General features: G+C 61.1%; 19 protein-coding genes. 12 read left to right on the top strand and 7 right to left on the bottom strand.

Annotation, left to right across the window (positions count from 1 at the left end):
* Nucleotides 1-104: 104 nt before the first annotated feature.
* Nucleotides 105-767 carry an imidazole glycerol phosphate synthase subunit HisH gene (hisH, locus tag ACR3FE_RS15745; protein ID WP_458208230.1) on the bottom strand — a complete coding sequence of 221 codons (663 nt, stop codon included), beginning with the start codon at nt 765-767 and terminating at the stop codon, nt 105-107.
* A 163-nt stretch (nt 768-930) separates the two neighbouring features.
* Between hisH and ACR3FE_RS15740 the strand changes: the two genes are divergently transcribed.
* From ACR3FE_RS15740 to ACR3FE_RS15715, 6 genes are all read left to right on the top strand, one after another.
* The gene (locus ACR3FE_RS15740; protein ID WP_458208228.1) at nt 931-1,869 is read left to right on the top strand and encodes a phosphate/phosphite/phosphonate ABC transporter substrate-binding protein; all 939 of its coding nucleotides are present in this window, start codon (nt 931-933) and stop codon (nt 1,867-1,869) included.
* Between the two features lie 81 nt (nt 1,870-1,950).
* Nucleotides 1,951-2,703, top strand: a complete 753-nt coding sequence (gene phnC, locus ACR3FE_RS15735; RefSeq protein WP_458208226.1) for a phosphonate ABC transporter ATP-binding protein — start codon at nt 1,951-1,953, stop codon at nt 2,701-2,703.
* A gap of 1 nt (nt 2,704) precedes the next feature.
* Entirely contained in the window at nt 2,705-3,715 is a 1,011-nt protein-coding gene (locus tag ACR3FE_RS15730; protein WP_458208224.1) for a PhnE/PtxC family ABC transporter permease, read from the top strand.
* 54 nt (nt 3,716-3,769) lie between these two features.
* On the top strand, nt 3,770-5,863 hold the full coding sequence (locus tag ACR3FE_RS15725) for an outer membrane protein assembly factor BamB family protein (RefSeq protein WP_458208222.1): 2,094 nt from the start codon (nt 3,770-3,772) through the stop codon (nt 5,861-5,863).
* A gap of 57 nt (nt 5,864-5,920) precedes the next feature.
* Nucleotides 5,921-7,192, top strand: a complete 1,272-nt coding sequence (locus ACR3FE_RS15720; protein ID WP_458208220.1) for an inorganic phosphate transporter — start codon at nt 5,921-5,923, stop codon at nt 7,190-7,192.
* Nucleotides 7,193-7,277: 85 nt separating this feature from the next.
* Nucleotides 7,278-7,721 carry a universal stress protein gene (locus ACR3FE_RS15715; RefSeq protein ID WP_458208218.1) on the top strand — a complete coding sequence of 148 codons (444 nt, stop codon included), beginning with the start codon at nt 7,278-7,280 and terminating at the stop codon, nt 7,719-7,721.
* Between the two features lie 130 nt (nt 7,722-7,851).
* Here the strand turns inward: ACR3FE_RS15715 and ACR3FE_RS15710 are convergent, their stop codons facing one another.
* Genes ACR3FE_RS15710 through ACR3FE_RS15700 form a run of 3 tightly spaced genes read right to left on the bottom strand, consistent with a single transcriptional unit; the run spans nt 7,852 to nt 9,247 of the window.
* On the bottom strand, nt 7,852-8,439 hold the full coding sequence (locus ACR3FE_RS15710) for a uracil-DNA glycosylase (RefSeq protein ID WP_458208216.1): 588 nt from the start codon (nt 8,437-8,439) through the stop codon (nt 7,852-7,854).
* A gap of 45 nt (nt 8,440-8,484) precedes the next feature.
* Complete coding sequence (locus tag ACR3FE_RS15705; protein WP_458208214.1) at nt 8,485-9,066, bottom strand: endonuclease dU; 582 nt, start codon at nt 9,064-9,066, stop codon at nt 8,485-8,487.
* A gap of 1 nt (nt 9,067) precedes the next feature.
* Complete coding sequence (locus tag ACR3FE_RS15700) at nt 9,068-9,247, bottom strand: DUF5786 family protein (RefSeq protein WP_458208212.1); 180 nt, start codon at nt 9,245-9,247, stop codon at nt 9,068-9,070.
* Nucleotides 9,248-9,330: 83 nt separating this feature from the next.
* On the opposite strand from ACR3FE_RS15700, the gene ACR3FE_RS15695 reads away from it, so the two are divergent.
* The 3 genes from ACR3FE_RS15695 (at nt 9,331) to ACR3FE_RS15685 (ending at nt 11,424) form a co-directional block, all read left to right on the top strand.
* Nucleotides 9,331-9,939: an MBL fold metallo-hydrolase gene (locus ACR3FE_RS15695; protein WP_458208210.1), complete on the top strand. Its 609-nt coding sequence runs from the start codon at nt 9,331-9,333 to the stop codon at nt 9,937-9,939.
* Between the two features lie 174 nt (nt 9,940-10,113).
* Complete coding sequence (gene serB / locus ACR3FE_RS15690; RefSeq protein ID WP_458208522.1) at nt 10,114-10,761, top strand: phosphoserine phosphatase SerB; 648 nt, start codon at nt 10,114-10,116, stop codon at nt 10,759-10,761.
* Nucleotides 10,762-11,025: 264 nt separating this feature from the next.
* A complete protein-coding gene (locus ACR3FE_RS15685; RefSeq protein WP_458208208.1) occupies nt 11,026-11,424 on the top strand; it encodes an Hsp20/alpha crystallin family protein in 399 nt (132 codons plus the stop codon).
* Nucleotides 11,425-11,481: 57 nt separating this feature from the next.
* Here the strand turns inward: ACR3FE_RS15685 and ACR3FE_RS15680 are convergent, their stop codons facing one another.
* From ACR3FE_RS15680 to ACR3FE_RS15670, 3 genes are all read right to left on the bottom strand, one after another.
* The gene (locus ACR3FE_RS15680; protein ID WP_458208206.1) at nt 11,482-12,231 is read right to left on the bottom strand and encodes a S1C family serine protease; all 750 of its coding nucleotides are present in this window, start codon (nt 12,229-12,231) and stop codon (nt 11,482-11,484) included.
* A gap of 182 nt (nt 12,232-12,413) precedes the next feature.
* A complete protein-coding gene (gene metX / locus ACR3FE_RS15675; RefSeq protein ID WP_458208204.1) occupies nt 12,414-13,577 on the bottom strand; it encodes a homoserine O-acetyltransferase MetX in 1,164 nt (387 codons plus the stop codon).
* Entirely contained in the window at nt 13,574-14,851 is a 1,278-nt protein-coding gene (locus tag ACR3FE_RS15670; RefSeq protein WP_458208202.1) for an O-acetylhomoserine aminocarboxypropyltransferase/cysteine synthase family protein, read from the bottom strand. The genes metX and ACR3FE_RS15670 overlap by 4 nt, the downstream gene beginning before the upstream one ends.
* A gap of 237 nt (nt 14,852-15,088) precedes the next feature.
* Here ACR3FE_RS15670 and ACR3FE_RS15665 point away from each other — a divergent pair, with 237 nt between their 5' ends.
* The 3 genes from ACR3FE_RS15665 (at nt 15,089) to pan2 (ending at nt 17,253) form a co-directional block, all read left to right on the top strand.
* Complete coding sequence (locus ACR3FE_RS15665) at nt 15,089-15,634, top strand: DUF3267 domain-containing protein (RefSeq protein ID WP_458208200.1); 546 nt, start codon at nt 15,089-15,091, stop codon at nt 15,632-15,634.
* The gene (locus ACR3FE_RS15660; protein WP_458208198.1) at nt 15,631-15,840 is read left to right on the top strand and encodes a hypothetical protein; all 210 of its coding nucleotides are present in this window, start codon (nt 15,631-15,633) and stop codon (nt 15,838-15,840) included. The genes ACR3FE_RS15665 and ACR3FE_RS15660 overlap by 4 nt, the downstream gene beginning before the upstream one ends.
* A gap of 192 nt (nt 15,841-16,032) precedes the next feature.
* On the top strand, nt 16,033-17,253 hold the full coding sequence (gene pan2, locus ACR3FE_RS15655; RefSeq protein ID WP_458208197.1) for a proteasome-activating nucleotidase Pan2: 1,221 nt from the start codon (nt 16,033-16,035) through the stop codon (nt 17,251-17,253).
* Nucleotides 17,254-17,270: the final 17 nt, after the last annotated feature.

Genomic DNA, 17,270 nt, shown 5'->3' with positions numbered 1-17,270 from the left:
GAGGGTTATAGTTCAAATACCCCGTTTTCAGTTCCTATTACTATCAGATTGAATTCATACTACTGAATTTTACAAGATGATAGATGGAAATCATACATATGGGTTTACTGAGATTTGCAGATTTCGACGAAGTTCTGGAGGATTCGAAGTCCCGTTTCACCGCTCTTTTCGGGGTGGAACTGGGTTCCGAAGACGGTTCCCGATTCGTTGGCGATGACGCTGGGGAACCGCGTCCCGTAGTCGGTCGTCGCCACGCTGGCGTCGGCGTCTTCGGGGACGGCGTAGTACGAGTGGACGAAGTAGGCGTACTCTCCATCGACTCCATCGACGATGGGGTGGTCACGCTTTACGGAGAGTTCGTTCCAACCCATGTGTGGAACTTTCTGCCCATCGTCGAATCGGACGTTCGTTCCGGGAATCAAGTCGAGTCCGGTCACGTCCCCCTCTCCGGCGTGTTCCGCTTCCTCGCTCGTCGTCAACAGCATCTGCATTCCGAGACAGATGCCGAACACTGGCGTACCGCTTTCAGCAGCATCGACGAGTGCATCTCGGTACGGCCCGGCGTTCTCGACTCCCTCACGGAACGCACCCACGCCCGGGAGGACGATTCCGTCCGCCGTCTCGAACGTGGTCGGATCGTCGGAGACCTCGACGTCCGCCCCTGCGCGTTCGAGTCCCTTGACGGCACTCCGGAGATTGCCGAGTCCATAATCGACCACGACGACCGACGCCGTCCGTGCCTTCTGCTCTGAAGAACTCGCTTCCATGGTGACGAATACGACGCAACCGTGCAAGTTCCTTCCGCTTCACGAACTCTCGCCTCGGCTCTGTGTCATCGGACACTCACCAATTCTATATGGTACCCAAGTAGTGTATAGAAAAAATAGGAAGATTTATCTTAAAACTCTATAAGGGTAAAATGACTTGAAAATGATGAAACGCCGCACGTTCATCAAGACAGCTAGTACCGCAGGAGTACTCGGAGTTACGGGGACTGCCGGGTGTGTCGGCAAACTCGGAGAACAACCATACGTCGACGGTAAGATCAAATTCCTGATGTCTCCGACCGAACCGCAAGAGCAGATGGTGGCCCAGTACACCCCCATCAAAACTCGGTTCGAGGAGTACATCGACTCGGTCGACTCGGTCGAGATGAAGTACGCGAAAGATTACAGCGCGACGCTCACCGCACTCGACAGCGGAACGGCGGACGTGGCCGAAACCGGCCCGTTCGCGGCAGCACTGGGTGTCAAGAACGAGCGTGCCGAGATCATCCTCCAGCGTCACGGCTACGGGTCGTGGACCTACCACAGCGTCATCGTCACGCGGAAAGACTCCGACCTCTCGTCACTGAAAGACCTCAAGGGGAAGACGATCGGCTTCGCCGACCCCCTCAGTGCGAGTGGATCGCTCTACCCGATGTACATGCTGAAGAAAGCCGGTCTCTCGGTTCCGGACACGCCGGGCGACCCGAAAGGTGCTGACTTCACGCCCAAGTGGTCGTCCCACGGAAACGCCTTTGAGGCGCTCAAGAGCGGTCAGGTGGACGCAGCCGGTGTCGGTCGGTTCATCGTCTGGGACTACGACAATTCGGACTACGTCGAGGGTGTCAAAGAACTCGACAAGCGCTCCGATATCCCGCGAGCGCCCATCATGGTCTCGCCGAAACTCTCGGACGACGAGAAACAGAAGATCGTCGAGTCGTTCACCAAGGCCCCCGACAAGATGTACCTCGGTGAGGATGGCAAGGCCGACACTGACGACGACCTCTGGTTCGACGGCGTGAAGAAAGCAGACGCCTCGACGTACGACCCGGTCGTCAACGTGGCGAAAGACCTCGGCTACGGCGAGGAGATCTTCGAGAAGTAACCATCGCACGATAACTGGTATCGTGACTCGATCACAAACGACAGATTTTGACCTACTCTGGGTCAGTATTTGAACAAGTAAATGGCATCATTAACAGTATCGAACGTCACCAAGGTCTACGGCGAGGATACGGTGGCGCTGGACGACGTTTCGTTCGAGATTCCCGATGGTGAGTTCGTCATCTTACTCGGACCGTCTGGGGCGGGGAAATCGACGTTGTTGCGTCTTCTCAATGGACTTGCACAACCGACGACTGGCGAGATTCGAATCGGCGACGAACGAGTCGCTGGAACCCGAAGCGACGTGGCGATGGTGTTCCAGATGCACTACCTCGTGGAGAGCCTGAGCGCCTACCGTAACGCACTCACTGGCGCACTCAATCGGACAGACACCGTCGATAGCGTACTGACACGCTACAGCGACGAGGACAAGGAGATGGCACTCAAGTCGCTCGACACGGTCGGACTGCTGGACGAAGCCCAACAGCGCGCCGGAAGTATGAGTGGCGGGCAGCAACAGCGTGTCGGCATCGCCCGCGCACTGACACAAGATCCACAGCTCCTGTTGGCAGACGAACCGGTTGCGAGTCTCGACCCGAAGGCCACACAGGACGTGATGCGGTACATGAAACGGGCGGCAGACGAACGAGATCTCACCTCTATCGTGAGTCTCCATCAGGTCAACATCGCTCGTGAGTTCGGTGAACGGTTCATCGGCCTCCGAGACGGGAAGGTCGTCTTCGACGGTGGGCGGGACGACCTCACGATGGAGGACGTCGACCGGATCTACTACGGCGAGTCGACAGCCGACAACGAACTCGAAAATATCGCATAACATGGCTACGGATATCACTCAACTCAGACAGCGGATCGAACGAGAGCAACGAATTCGTCGGATATTCGGAGGCCTCGGTGTTCTTGCGGTCTTGCTGGTGACCGGTGCTGGCATGACGTATCTCGGATTCACGCTCGCACAGATCATCCGCCAGTTCGGTACCTGGCTCAACTTCGTCGGTGCGTTCTTCAACCCGAACTTCGTCGATTTCACCAGTTTCACCCGCGAAAACGATATCAATGGTCTGCGTGCGATCTGGGTCAGCTTCACCCATCCCCAGCACATCATCGACACCATCACACAGGCGTCTCCGTCGAGTGGCACCGTGCTCCTGTCGTCGGCGTTCGTGACGATACTCGTCGGCTTCTGTGGCACCGTCATCGGGTTCCCACTCGCGCTCATCTTCGGTATCCTCGGCTCCGAACGCGTGACGCCGTTCCCGTTCAACTTCATCTTCCGCGGGACGATGAGCACCATCCGCGCCGTTCCGGCACTGGTCTGGGTGCTCATCTACATCCCGCTGACGGGAATCAACCCCTACGGTGCGGTGCTCGCCATCGCAACCGACACCATCGGAAATCTCGGACGACTGTTCACCGACGAACTCGAAGAGATCGACGACGGCCCCATCGAAGCGATCCGCTCGACCGGAGCGAAACGCCCGCAGGTCGTCATCTTCGGGATGTTGAGTCAGGTGTCGAACTCCTTCATCGCGTGGACGCTCTACGTGCTGGAGATCAACACGCGAATCGCCATCAGCCTCGGTGTCGTCGGTGCTGGCGGTCTCGGGATGTACATCAATCTCCGTCTCCAGACGGTCAGCGCGTCCTCGTACGCCCGCGCGGCCGCAGGCCTCGTGATGGTCGTACTCATCGTCGTCACGGTCGAACTCATCTCCTCGCGCATTCGCGCGCGTCTGCGACCGGGCGAGCACGAGTCCGCTGGTCTCCTCGAATCGCTCCGCAACCTCGGAGATGCGAATCGGTGGTTCGGCACCGGTGGGGGTAACTGACGCTTTTCACCCCCCGTAGCTACTTTTAAATAATTCGTTCTGGTCAATACGTCTATGGCCCCCTCGTCCTCCGCGCTTTCCAGACGCGGTTTTCTGACGGCTTCCGGGACGTTCGGAGCGACCGTCGGACTCGGGCGTGCAGAGACGACGACCGCATCGTCCGCTGCGAACGCGCCGGAGCCGAGGTGGACGGTCACCGGCTCCAGCTCGGAATCGTTCTATCCGATCGCTCTGGTCGAGGGGACGGTGTACGCCCTCGGGATATTCGATTCGAGCGGAAACGAGAAACGGCGAAGCAAGGTGTACGCGCTGGACGCGGAAAACGGCGACGAGCAGTGGTCGTTCGACCTTCCATCATTGCCGACGATTCCGGAGATCGTCGATGGAACGCTGTACGTCGGTGCCGATATCGGGTCAGCCGAACCGGGAGATCGGCGAACCCTGCTCGCCCTCGATACGCAGAGTGGTGACGAACTGTGGCGCAAACAGACGAGCGCGTACTTTTTCGACGGCCCGATCATCGCCGACGGGAAGGTGATTCTACAGCACAAATCCGGTCTCGTCGCCCTCGACGTCGAAACGGGAGATCAGAAGTGGCGGTACGACTCCGACGACCATCGATTCGATCGGGTGGTGTCCGCCGAAAAGACGGTGTACGTCGGCGCGAGCGAAGGCATCTACGCGATCTCGACCGCGGATGGAACGGAGAAGTGGCGAAGAGACCCACGAGAATCTATTTTCGAACGGGCGATGCACGTCACAGACGAGCACGTCTACTGCATGAACGATGACGACCTCTTCGCGCTCGATGCGACGGACGGCACGACGGTGTGGCGGACGTCGGTCAGGAGCTTCGCAGAGTTTCTGTTCGAAGATGGGACGATATATCTCTGGGAAAACGATCGGTTGCGCGCCATCGACCCCCGAGACGGAATTCCTCGCTGGACGTACGGCGAAGATGTGATGCAAGGTGTCAACCCGATCATCGTCGATGGGACGCTCTTCGCTGGTTCCCGTGGTGGTGTGTTTCACGCCGTGGATGTCACCGACGGGTCGAAGCGGTGGTCGTTCGCTCCGCAACATCGGTCTGGGTTCGATCGGTTCTGGGGTGGTGTGCGCGACGGCATCGCCTACGTGACCGCTGACGACCGACTCTACGCCCTCTCCGCCGACGATGGGGCGGTCGAATGGTCGTTCGAGCCGGACGAGCAGACGACGTTCACAGTGGTCGGTGAGGAACACCTGGTTCTCGGGACGCAGAACGCGATCTACGGTTTCGACCGACAACGGTCGTTTCTCACCGCGTTCGTGGACGATACGACGGACTTCCTCACGTCCGGGGTCGGTCTCGCGCTCTCCGGGGTAGTGGTCGGAACCGGCGCGTTCGTAGCATATCGCCGACTGAACAGGGACGAGGAGTTCGCACCCGAATCTGAACACGAACCGGAACCGGAACTGGAGTACGGTCGTCTCGAACGGGTCGCTGGTGACGAGATAACGGAAACGTACCGCGTCAGAAAGCGCACCGACGACGGCCCGCGCGTCGTGTGGGAGAGACGCCTGACGGACTCGAATCTTCAGGAGGCGTTCCGCGAATCGGTCGCACGCTGGGCAGAACTGAGTGACAGACGTGGCGTCGTTCCGGTGCTCGACTACGGCGACGACTGGGTCGAACTGCCGAACTACGAGGGTGGGTCGCTCGCCGACTGCGACCGCCCGCTCGCAGAGCGAATCGACGCGCTCTCGGAAGCAAGCATGACTATCCACGGGGTACACGCTGACGGTCTGGTTCACGGCGCTCTCACGCCCGAATCGATCCTCCTCGACGATGCGGAAGTGGCCCACGTGAGCGACTGGGGTTTCGACGCACTCGCCGAACACCGTGATCCGTCGCCATACGATGCGCCCGAACAAACAGCAGATGGGGCAGTGGACGAGCGAACCGACGTGTACCGCCTCGGTGCGATCGCTCATTTCGTGGTGACCGGCGAGGCTCCCGCCGACGCTCCGCCGCACGATATCGATCCGACGCTGTCGCGGGCGATGGCGGACGCGCTCTCGACTGCGTTGGCCGACGACCCGGACGACCGTTACCAGTCGGTCGTGAAGTTCGACGACGTGCTTCGGTGGGCGGCGTTCCGAGCCTGAGTCGGCGAGAAAGAAGGAAATAGCTCGAAACCGTTGTACGCTACAGAGGTTTCGAGTGTGGTCACTGTATTACTACTAGTCGGACTGTTCGTCGCGGTGTTCGTCGGGTACAACATCGGCGGTTCGTCCACGGGCGTCGCGTTCGGCCCCGCGGTGGGGAGTCGAATCATCGGCAAAGTGGGTGCGGCAGGCCTCTTCACGGCCTTTGCGCTCTGGGGTGGCTGGACGGTCGGGCGGAACGTCATCCAGACGATGAGCGACGGCATCGTTCCGGCGGGCCAGTTCACCCTGGAGACGAGTATCGTCGTCCTCTTTTTCGCTGGTTTCGCGCTCCTCATCTCGAACCTCTTCGGCGTGCCCGCATCCACGTCGATGACGGCTGTGGGCGCTATCGTCGGGTTGGGACTCGCCAGCGATTCGTTGAACGAGCCGCTCATGTTCACCATCGTCTCGGCGTGGATCGTCGCACCCCTGACGGCGTTCTGGGTCGGATTGCTCGTCGGGCGCTACCTGTATCCGCATCTGGACGCGCGGTTTTCCTTCTCTCGAATCGAGGACGGACTGTTTCGGATCGACCGTTCGGGGACGGTTCCCAGACCGACACTCGGTCGTGGCGTCGGGACGCGAGACGTGATCGGTGCGGTCTCGGTGCTCGTCATCGCCTGCTACATGGGATTCAGTGCGGGTGCATCGAACGCGGCGAACGCAGTCGCACCCCTCGTCGGCAACGGATCGATAACCATCGACCAGGGCATCCTGCTCGCCATCGGTGCCATCGGTCTCGGCGGGTTCACCATCGCTCGGCGGACGCTCGACACAATCGGCGACGGAATCACCGACCTCCCCATCCTGGCGGCGCTCATCGTCTCGATCATCGGTGCGACCATCATCACCATCCTCTCGCGCCTCGGCATCCCGGCGAGTCTGGCGGTGAGTACCACCTCGTGTATCATCGGTCTCGGATGGGGCCGGGCCAGTCGCGCGGTGACGCTCGTCGAGGCGGCGGACGTCGCCATGCACCCGGAGCAGACCCCCGAGCTCGACCTCTCGTCCGGTGCGCTCACCGCGGAAACCAGCGAGACGGAGGTGCCACACAGCCCGACCATCGGCGAGGTCGCAGAAGGCGAGACCCCTACTCCGCCCGCGTCGCACGACGGCGGCGAGACACCCGAGGTTCCACAGATCGGCGAGGAGGACTTCGAGGAACTGGCAGCAGAGAGCTTGTTCGACCCTGCGGCGGTGAGTCGAATCGTCGTGCTGTGGATCCTCTCGCCCACGGTCTCTGCAGTCGGGTCCTATCTCCTCTTCGAACTCATCTTGCTCGACTGAGCCTCCGTCGAGCCGAGGTTTCCATCTCAGTTCGTGACACTGACAGAGAAAATCGCTTTACTGGATTGCAGTCGTCCGGTCGCGTATGGGGGAACACGTACTCGTTCCGCTCGATGGGTCGCCAGCGGCATCGGCCGCACTGGATTACGCACTGACGTTGCCGGACGTGGAGATTACCGTTCTCACCGTGGTCAATCCGTTCGACATCGATCCGCTGTCGCCGGGCTATCAGTCGCCACTCGGGAAGGCGGGGATGCCCGCCTACTCGACCGAATGGTACGAGAAGGAGTGGGAGAACGCGAAGGAACTTCACGAGGAGATGCGCGAGAAGGCGGGTGACGTGCCCTTCGAGAGCGTCGTCAAGATGGGCCAACCGGCGAAGCAGATCGTCAGATACGCCGAAAAGAACGACATCGACCACGTCATCATGGGAACACACGGCAAGGAAGACCTTGGGAACATCCTGCTCGGTTCCGTCGCGGAGAAGGTGTCCCACCGTGCGCCAGTGATGGTGACGATCGTTCGCTGAGAAGGTGGACGATTCGGCCGATTGTACTGAAGCGTACTGAAATGTACTGCCAAAATCGATCGGGCTGTGGCTATCGAAATGTACGCGAAGTGTATTTGCCGTTGGGAATCGGGACTGTGGATACCATCCCCTAAAAGTCGCCAAGACTGGACTGCCCGCCTTCCGCACCCGCCAGCGTTGCTGCCTTTTCGAGGGTGCTCTCGAACGTCGATTCCTGGCTCCGGTCGTAGAGGGTCGCCGCCGGGTGGACGCAGATCAACAAGTCGCGCACTTCGCCGCCGAGGTCGGCGTTCGCTACGGTTCCGGCTTCCTTCGTCACCGCCACGTCGCGGTCGAGGAGATGTTCGCTCGGCACCTTGCCGAGCGTGACGATGACCTCGGGGTTCACCAGTTCGATCTCGCGTTCTAGGTACTCTCGGCAGTTGCCGAGTTCCTCTTTCGTGGGGTCGCGGTTCTCCGGGGGGCGACAGCGCACGCAGTTCGTGATTCGAACGTCGGCGCGCGAGAGGCCCCGGTCGCGGAGTCCGTCGTCGAGCACCGACCCGCTCCGGCCGACGAACGGTTCGCCCTGCTCGTCCTCGCGCGCACCCGGCGCTTCGCCGACGAACAGGATGTCCGCGTCCTCCGGCCCGACGCCGTTGACGATCTGACTTCGGCAATCGACCAGTGCCGGACAGCGCGTACAGTCGGTGACGTCCAGTCCCTCCATCGTTCCCATGCTCGGGGAAACGAGTGGGGCGTATTAAGTTTCCTCGGCCTGCCGTTACCGTCCCGTTTCATACCGCTCTACACCTTCGGCCCGCCACTCGTCGGCGGCGCGCGCGGCCATGCGCGCGACTCGAATCGGTTCCGGTCGGCCACCCTCCGGCGTGAACGCCCTGACCACGTCGCGGGCCTCGCGCTCGTCCACGCCGACGCTCCTGGCGAAGACCGTCTGGTCGTTGACGGCGAGTTCTCGCCGCGGTGGCTGTCTGCGGTAGACTTCGCGCCGTCGCTCGCGTTCGTCGCCCGAGAACTCGGCGTCGATAGCGGCGGTGAGGCCGTCGCTCTCCTCGAAGGTGACGGAGATGACGGGGCGTTCGACCGCCTCGTGGACGCGGTGCATATCGAGCACGTTGTACCACGCCAGCGCGATGCCACTGACGAGGACGTAACGAACGTCTTCGCGGTCGAGACGTTCCGCGAGGTCGACCACCGATTCAGATACGTCTGTCCCACCGACCGTACAGCTTCCAAAAACGAATCCGTCGACGACTCTGCTCGCGCGAGCGACCACGCCTGCGAGTGTGCTCGTGTCACCGGCGTACGATTCTGCCACACCGAGCGCCCGGACGCCGGGTTTCACGTTACTCTTCGTCTTTGATGTCCGAGAGGCGGTCTAACAGTTCGTCGTTCGACGCACCGATCTCGAAGTCGACGCTTCCCTCGTGGTTGTGTTCTGCGGTGTTTACACCGCTGTCGTCGTCCAGATCAGCGTCGTACTCTCGGTTTTCTTGTTCGGACTCGTCGTAGCTCCCAAAACCCATGTGCACATGACAGTAGGGTCTTCGTATACAAAAATTCCACGCCGCCCATCAAATCTTTGCCACACGAGGCGAAACGGACCACCATGCAAGTCATCAACGTCACTGCGGACGCCGATACGTTCACCTGCAACGCCTATCTCGCGCTCGGCGACCACCCCGTTCTCGTCGACGCCGGAGCGATGGACGGCGTAGTGGACGTGCTCCGTGACCACACGGACACGCTCGACGCCGTCGTCCTGACCCACCAGCACGGCGACCACGTCGAACGGCTCGACACCGTCCTGGATGCCTTCGATGCCGACCTCGCCGCCTACGGCCCGCATCCCCGGCGGGATATCGCCATCGAAGACGGCGACACTCTCGACATCGGTGACGAGGAGTTCGAAGCAATCCACACGCCGGGTCACGCCGACGACCACCTCGCTTTCGTCAGCGATTCGACCATCTTCAGCGGCGACGTGGTCGTTCACGACGACGGCGCCTTCGACTACGGGAGCTTCGGTCGCACCGATATGCCCGGCCAGTCCCGCGAGGAACTGATCGAGAGCATCCGCGCGATACTCGATCGATCGCCCAACTCCGTCGAACACATGTACGCCGGACACGGCGGTGAATTCCACGGAGACGTACGGGACGTCATCGAAACCGCCCTCGAACGCGCCGAGAAGCGCGAACCGAAATATCCCGAGTGATGCTGTCGTCTTTCGAACCGGACAGCGTTTCGCGGTGCATCTCGGCGCAGGTGCGTGAACTGAGTGCCACCGCCGACGAATCTTCCGAACGATTACCGCCTTCGTAGCGATACGACTTCCCTCTTCTCGGCAATTTATCCGCCAATCACGCTCCTTTAACAGGCTAGCACCCCAATCGCAACCCGAATGAAGATAGTCGCGTTCGACTTCGACGGTACGCTTTCGGACTCGGAGATGACTGTTCTGCTGGGCGAACAGCTGGGTGTCGCCGACCAGATGGCCGACATCACCGCCCGAGCCATGAACGACGAGATCAGCTACGCGAAGAGCCTCCGCGACCGCGCGGCGCTGCTCGAAGGACTATCGCTCGAACAGGCCGACGACGCCTTCTCGCAGGTGGTTCTCCGACCGGGCGCGGCGGACGTACTCTCCGCGCTCGCCGAGAAGGGAACCCACGTCGCTATCCTGACCGGCGGGTTCGAGCGCGGGGTGCAGGCCGCGCTCGAACGCGAAGGCGTCTCGGTGGACACCATCGTCGCCAACCGACTGCCGGACGACGGCGAGGCACTGACGGGCGAGGTGGACGGGCCACTCATCGAGGGGACGAAAGACGATGCGCTGGAGCAGTTGGCACGGGAGCGGGATGCCGACATGGTCAACACCGTCGCAGTGGGCGATGGCGCGAACGACCTCCCCATGCTCGAAGTGGCTGGGCTGGCGGTCGGATTCGACCCCAAACCAGCGGTTGCACCGGCCTGCGACACCATCGTCTCGCATATGAACGAACTGCACGAGGTGCTCGTACAGCGAAACGCGATCTGAAGGCATGTTCGATGAGCGGATGGAAGGGCGGTCAGGAGCGGTCGATTCGTCGGGTTGATTCGAGCGGTCGAGTGGCCATCCGAGAGAGGTGATCTGCGGGGTCGGTTCGAAAGCGATCGTGGTCTGTGGAGTCGATTCTGCCGATCGATTTTGTGCGGTGGGTGAAATACAGAATATTTCGGATAGAAGCTCTGAGAAGCGTGATATTACGTATCTCGATATCTTTATATCTTCATAGCGCCTCTACTATTATCGGTGAATATCATGGAACGATACACTCCGTTCGAAGAGATGGACCGTATGTTCGACCAGATGCGTTCTCGAATGGGAGGACTCGGTGAGTCCCGCCCCTTCGGAAGCCGGGAGACTCACATGAACCTGAGCGAACGCGACGGGGAGTTCGTCCTCGCCGCCGACCTGCCCGGGTTCGAGAAGGACGAGATCGAACTCTCGTTCTACGATGGCGTGCTCACCGTCTCCGCAAACCACGAGGTAACCGGTGACGAGTTCGCCCGCTCGCGCAAGGTGTCCGAGCGCGTGACCCTGCCGAAGACGGTCGAGAAAGAGAAGATCACGGCGTCCTACCGCAACGGCGTCCTCGAAGTGCGTCTGCCTATCGAGGAGGAAGCGGAGGCCGAAAACCACATCGAAATCAGCGACTGATTCGCTCATAGCAACCGGTTCGGACGCATCGCTGATTCGTTTATATCGACTGACTCATCAGATCAACCCGTTCGTTCGTTCAGCGTTCTCGATGATCGGCGGTATCTCCTCCTCCACGACGCGTGCCGGAATCGCGAAGCCGAGGTTTTCGCCTTCGACGATTCCGGCGGTGTTGACACCGACGACGCGACCCTCACAGCTCATCAGCGGGCCGCCACTGTTGCCCGGATTGATGGCGGCGTCGGTCTGGATCGCGCCCGGAATCGAGAATCCTTGTCGAACCGGAACCGTTCGGTTGACCCCGCTAACGACACCCTGCGTTATCGTCCCTTGAAGACCGAGTGGATTTCCGATGGCAGCCACGCTCTCACCGGGTTCTGCCGGGGTTTCGGCGAGTTCGAGAGAGCTAGAGTAGTTCGGTACGCCCTCGACCCGCAAGACCGCGAGGTCGACTTCGGGAGAGGTTCCGACGACCTCGGCTTCTCGGAACTCTCCTTCGTTGAACTGTACTTCGACACTATCCGCCATCACGACGACGTGTTGGTTCGTGACGATGTGAGCAGAGTCGTTGGAGCCATCGGCGTCGTAGACGAATCCAGAGCCCTGCCCGACACCTCGTGGCGTTTCGACCCTGACTGCGACGACCGAATCTATCGTCCGATCGTACAAGCTAGTGTAATCGCACGTCTGTTCCTGTGCGTGAGCGACCCCATCCTCCCAGACGATGCCACTTGATATGCCAGCCCCCGGTACAAGCATCACGACGACGACGACGAAAGCGAGAAGTCGGATTTGCATCTCACCCATCAAACGCCACCGAGAACAATGAAAGCCATGGCGTCATACTTCGGTATCGGACGACTTCCCGAAACGGGAGACGGCGAGTCCTTCGATTCGGCTGCCTCCAACGTGGTTCCACGACCACCCACGAACGGGATTCGATACCGCGGCCACTGCGGGGTTGGTAAGCGACCGCTCCAACCGCAAATTCAGTGTGCGAACAGGCTGGCGTGAACCGGCGCGAACCGTTCCGCAGGCGCGATGAGTCGTCTGATTGGCGGGCCGACAAGTTCCGGCTCGGTGAGGAAGGCATCGTGTCCGTAGTCGCTGTCGAGGGTGCGATGAGTGACCTCGCACCCTGCGTCGCGGAACGCGGCTTCGAGGTGGTTCGCCTGTTCGACGGTGAAATGCCAGTCGCCCGCTATCGATATGACGAGGGCCTCGCCATCGAACTCCGCCAGTGCGTCGGGATCGGAGTCGAATCCTGCCGAGAGGTCGTAGTTCTCCATGGCGTGCGTGAGATGGAGATAGCTGTTCGCGTCGAACCGCTGGACGAACTTCTGTGCCTGATAGTCGAGATAGCTCTCCACATCGCGGTACGTCTCGGTGTCGGGGGCAAACCCACTGGGGCCGCCATCGGCGGCGAACGCGCGCGGCGGGCAGTCGGCGAGTTGCCTGCCGAACTTGTGATCCATCGAATCCTTCGAGAGATAGCTGATGTGACCGAGCTGTCGAGCGAGCGCGAGGCCCGCATCGGGATGGTCGGGATAGTAGTCGCCACCCTGCCACGCCGAGTCGGACGTGATCGCCCGTCGGGCGACAGCACAGATGCCGACCAGTTGCGGGTCGAGGCGGGCCGCGGTGGCGATGGGAATCACGCACTCGACCCGTTTCGGGTATCGCTTCGCCCATTCGAGGACGTTCATGCCGCCGACGCTTCCGCCGACGACGGCCCGGAGCGTATCGATTCCGAGGTGGTCAAGGAGACGGTGCTGGGCCCGCGTCCAGTCGCCGACGGTCACGCTCGGGAAGTCGGAGCCGTAGGGTTTGCCCGTCTCGGGATTCGTGCTCGCTGGCCCGGTCGTTCCGTAGCACGACCCAGGGACGTTGACGGAGATGACGAAGTGCTCTCGCGTATCGATGTGCTTTCCGGGGCCGACGACGGTGTCCCACCAGCCGGTTCCCTGTCCGCTCGACTGGCCCGTCCCATCGTTCACGTCGTGCACCTCACGCACTCGATGGCTTCCCGTCAGTGCGTGGCAGACGAGCACCGCGTTGTTGCCGGTGTACTCGCCGTAGGTCTCGTAGGCGACTTCCAGGTCGGGGATACTCCCTCCTCGCTCGAACTCGAACTGGCCGAGCGAGACGGTCACGATGTCGCCTCCTCGATGGCCGCATCGAGATCGGCCAGGATGTCTGCCGGGTCTTCGATGCCGACCGAAAGGCGAACGAGGTCGCGCGTCACGCCCGCTTCTTTCTGCTCTTCCGGTGAGAGTTGTGCGTGCGTCGTGCTCGCGGGATGGATGACGAGCGTCTTTGCGTCCCCGATGTTGGCGAGGAACGAGGCGAGGTCGACCGTCTCGCAGAACGTCTTACTGGCCTCGAACGAGCCGAGTCCGAAGGCGATCATGCCGCCGTACCCGCCCTCCAGATACCGACTGGCATTTTCGTGTGTTTCGTGGGATTCGAGGCCGGGGTAGGCGACCCACGCCACTTCGTCGTGGTCTGCGAGGTACTCGGCGACGATGGCCGCGTTCTCGCAGTGGCGGTTCATCCTAAGAGGGAGCGTTTCCATGCCTTGAAGGGTCTGCCAGGCGTCGAACGGGGACTGTTGATTGCCGAGACTTCGAACGCTCCGGAACCGGGCGGCGGCTGCGAGCGGCGCGTCTGAGAAGTCTCGTGCGAAATCGATACCATGGTACGCCGGATTCTCGCCCGCGAGTTCGGGATAGTCATCCCAGTCGAAGGTGCCGCCGTCTACGAGCACACCGCCGACCGTCGTCCCGCTTCCGTGGAGCCACTTCGTCGTGGACTCCCAGACGACGTCGGCACCGTGTTCGAGGGGGCGACAGAGTGCGGGGGTGGCGAAGGTGTTGTCCACGACGAGGGGGACGCCGTGTTCGTGAGCGACTGACGCCACGCGCTCGAAATCGGGTGTCACGAGCGACGGGTTGCCGACGGTTTCGACGTGAACGAAGGCAGTGTCGTCGTCGATGGCGTCAGCGTAGGCGTCGTAGTCCAGCGTGTTCACGAGTCGCGCATCGATCCCCCGACGGGAGGCGGTGTGCGAGAAGTAGGCCGTGGTTCCGCCGTAGGTGTCGGTCGAGACGACGACGTTGTCTCCCGATTCGGCGAGAACGAGGGTGAGAGAATCCAACGCTGCCATTCCACTGGCAGTGGCGACTGCGCTGGCACCGCCTTCGAGTGACGCGATACGGTCTTCCAGCAACTCGACGGTCGGATTGCTCAACCGGGAGTAGATGTGACCGTCGGCTTCCAGCGCGTACAGGTCGGCGGCGTGATCGGCATCCTCGAAGGCGTACGAGGTGGTCTGATAGAGGGGCGGCGCGACCGCCCCTGTAGCGGGGTCGGGCCGCTGCCCCGCGTGGATGCTCCGGGTGTCGAATCGGGGCTGGTCGTCGCTCATGTGTAGTAAGCATATTCATGGAGAATTTTATAACCGACAGTTACGGCAAGGTTTGCTGGTCGTGGTAAATCGTATCACGCAGTGAGGGCGCAAGGAATCGGACGAGGGAGGTCTCGTACCGCCAGACCGTCTTCTGGCAGGCAACGACGAAGGTCATGTGAATCGACTCTTCTGAATGGTCCGCCCGAACCACCGACCGGATACCGTCTCACCGCACAGCTTGGTTCCTCGTCGCCCTTGCTCGCGTTCTTTTCTGCGGTCCTCTTCGTCGCCTCGGCGTTCGGGTTCGGTGTCTTGCTCTGGTATGGCCAGGGTGCCCCCGACGAGATCCGAGTCGGCACCGATCTCGTTGAAATCGCACTCGGTGTCGGCGTCGTTCTCGCTACGCTGATCGTCCACGAGGCGATTCACGGACTCGTCTTCTATCTGCTCGGCTACCGCGTCTCTTTCGGCTTCGCACCGCACATCCCGGCGCTCTACACCGCCGCGTTCGATCAGTTCGTCACGCGACGGGACGATCTGCTCGTCGAACTCACACCGCTCGTTGGTATCACCGTCGTGGCAATTCCACTATTGGCGGGGCCGCCAGTCGTCGCCTCGGTGGCCTACCTCGCCCTCCTCGTGAACACCTCCGGTGCAGTCGGTGACATCCATCTCGCGTGGCGACTGTGGCGAATGCCCCCCGAAACGGTGTTCTACGATGTCGACATAGAACACGGGTACGTCTTCGAACCGACGAGCGATACGGTTATCATCGGTCAGCGACTCGACGGAAACCAATGAGAAAGCGCACGTTCGTGCTCCTGGGAATCGGCGCATTCGTCCTCACCGTCGTCAGTTTTCTTCTCCTCGGTTTCGGGCGACTCGTGTTGCCCTATCGGACTGCGCGCGCTCTCTCCGCGCCGACCATGTTCGTTGGCTTCGCGCTCGTCGTGATACTGTTCGGGTACTCCGTTCTGGCCGCTCTTGGTGTCGCAAAACTGGAGTGACTCCACGGCGGAAACCGTTCTTCAACTAAATCACCAGAGATGTTCGATGATGGTATTCACGAATTCATCTATCTCCGTGAAACTCCAAAAATGGCTCCCTCAGTCGCAGATTCATGGATATCCGTGTTCTCGAACCAACCCCTCCGCGACCCAAAGGCACTTTAAATGTGGGGACATACACATGAACAAGAAATGTCTCGCAGTCCATCCGTTCCTGATCGACCAACGCTCGAACTCGACCCCGATATGTCCGATGCAGAGCGCTTGTCGGCGCTTCGGGAGCACTTCTTGGACATCCAGAAAGTCAACGAGAAACTGAACGAGCGCGTCGAAGCAGCGGCTGACCGACGGAACGATCTGGCGGCGGAAGTCGACCGACTCCAGCGGGAGAACGAGACGCTGAAGACGACCTCGCTGTACGTTGCGACGGTCGAAGACGTGACCGATGACGGTGTCATCATCAAACAACACGGTAACAACCAGGAGGTACTGACCGAGGCTGCAGTACAGCTCCGAAACGACATCGAGGCCGGTGACCGCGTCGCAGTTAACGATTCGTTCACCATCGAGACGAAGCTGGATACGGAGAAAGACGCGAGAGCACAGGCGATGGAGATCGACGCATCGCCGAAGGTGACCTACGAGGATATCGGCGGTATCGAAGACCAGATTCGAGAGGTCAGGGAAGCGGTCGAAGAACCACTCATCAACCCCGAACAGTTCGAAGCGGCGGGTATCGAACCTCCGAGCGGTGTGCTCCTCCACGGCCCGCCCGGCACCGGGAAGACGATGCTGGCGAAGGCCGTCGCCAACGAGACCGACGCCACGTTCATCAAGATGGCCGGGTCGGAACTCGTCCAGAAGTTCATCGGTGAAGGGGCGCGTCTCGTTCGCGACCTGTTCGAACTCGCTTCGGAGCGCGAACCAGCAGTCATCTTCATCGACGAAATCGACGCCGTCGCCTCTCGCCGAACCGACTCGAAGACGTCGGGTGATGCCGAGGTACAGCGCACGATGATGCAACTCCTGTCCGAGATGGACGGCTTCGAAGACCGCGGCGAGATTCGCATCATCGCCGCGACCAACCGCTTCGACATGCTCGACCAGGCCATCCTCCGTCCGGGTCGCTTCGACCGCCTCATCGAGGTACCGAACCCCGACGACGAAGGTCGCCACCGGATCCTCGAGATCCACACCCGCGACATGAACCTCGCCGAGGACGTGGACTTCGACCGACTCGCAGACGAGACGGACGGCTTCAGCGGTGCCGAGATCGAGAGCCTGACCACCGAATCCGGCATGTTCGCCATCCGCGACGGTCGCACCGAGGTGACGATGGCGGACTTCGAGGACGCACTGGAGAAGATCGAAGACGGCGACTCGTCGGTTCCGAACCTGCGGTACGCGTACTAACAACGACCTTTTGTCCA

The organism is Haladaptatus rarus, assembly GCF_054177585.1.
Note: the sequence above shows the minus strand (reverse complement) of the source record. Positions and strands in the feature narration are given on the sequence as shown.